Genomic DNA, 1225 nt, shown 5'->3' with positions numbered 1-1225 from the left:
GGGAGCGTGTCACTTTTGCGACAAGTATAAATACTCAAAACAAGTGGGGCAAAGGTTTTGAGCTATTGTTGGCAAAATCGGCGAAAATAATGATGTCTTAATTAGTGGCGATTGAACGATGACTCCCGAACAACAACAGGCGATTCAAACATATGTAGAGGCTATTTCGGCAATCCTGTATGCTGATTGTGACCCGGAATCGTTGAAAACATTAGAAGATATCGAGATCGCGGTTAAAGATAAGGTGTTAACTCATGTGACACCGCAGATCGGAATTTTTTTATCTACTCAGCGAGCGGGACAAAAGCAGGAAGGGTAAAGAGATTAAAAAGTACATTAGGTGATTTAAGCATCACCCAAAAGCAAGCAGATAAACTAGGGTGTGGGAGTGGGAGTAGATTGAGTCCACATTTAGAAAACTGTTGTTTAAGACTGAGTGCTAATGTTGCATATCAAAATGCAGCCAAAGATATTGAATATATAACAGGGATTACGGTTCCAGCGAAGACACAACAAAGATTAGTACATTATCAAAAATTTGAGCAGCCTGTAGCAACAGCAGATATTACCGAGTTAAGTGCAGACGGTGGAAAAGCACGATTGATAAGACCACTCGGAGAAAAATCCGAATGGAAAGACTATAAAGCAATTGTGTCGGAAGCAGGCATAGTAGCCAGTTTCGAGCAAAATGAGATGATCGTTAATTGGGCAAATCAACAGCCACTAGCAAAACCAGTAACTTGTTTAGGTGATGGACATGATGGCGTATGGAATATATTCAAGGAAATTAGTTGTGAACAGGACAGAAGAGAAATTTTGGACTGGTATCATTTGAATGAAAATCTTCAGAAAGTAGGCGGTTCAATTAAGCGATTGAAGCAAGCAGAAAGATATTTATGGAAAGGAAATGTAAAAAGTGCAAAAGCACTATTTACAGAGTTAAAGAAAAAACCAGCAGTTAATTTTTGCAAATATTTAGAAAAGCACCAAGAAAGAATTATTAATTACGAAGTTTTCCAAAGAGATGAAATATGTTCAATTGGCTCTGGCGCAGTAGAATCAGGAATTAAGCAAATAGCTAGACGAATTAAAATATCTGGAGCAAGTTGGAAATCAGAACATATTGGGCAGGTATTGGCTCATAGATGTGCTTACTTAAATGGCTTAATTGGTAAGCGAAGAAATGTTTGAGTATAAATACTCATCGCAAAAGTGACACGCTCCC

Annotated in this window: 1 protein-coding gene; it reads left to right on the top strand. The window is 38.2% G+C overall.

The genetic code is table 11. The annotated features are described in order from the left end of the window. Window positions 1-118 precede the first annotated feature (118 nt). A protein-coding gene (locus QUA20_RS31805; RefSeq protein WP_333194329.1) for an ISKra4 family transposase occupies window positions 119-1191 on the top strand; the annotation gives its coding sequence in 2 pieces (ribosomal slippage) (window positions 119-275 and window positions 275-1191; 1074 coding nt in all). Window positions 1192-1225: the final 34 nt, after the last annotated feature.

It is taken from the genome of Microcoleus sp. Pol7_A1 (assembly GCF_036701085.1).
In the GTDB taxonomy this organism is placed as follows: domain Bacteria; phylum Cyanobacteriota; class Cyanobacteriia; order Cyanobacteriales; family Microcoleaceae; genus Microcoleus; species Microcoleus asticus.
The sequence above is the reverse complement of the archived record's forward strand: the minus strand, read 5'-3'. Positions and strand labels throughout refer to the sequence as shown.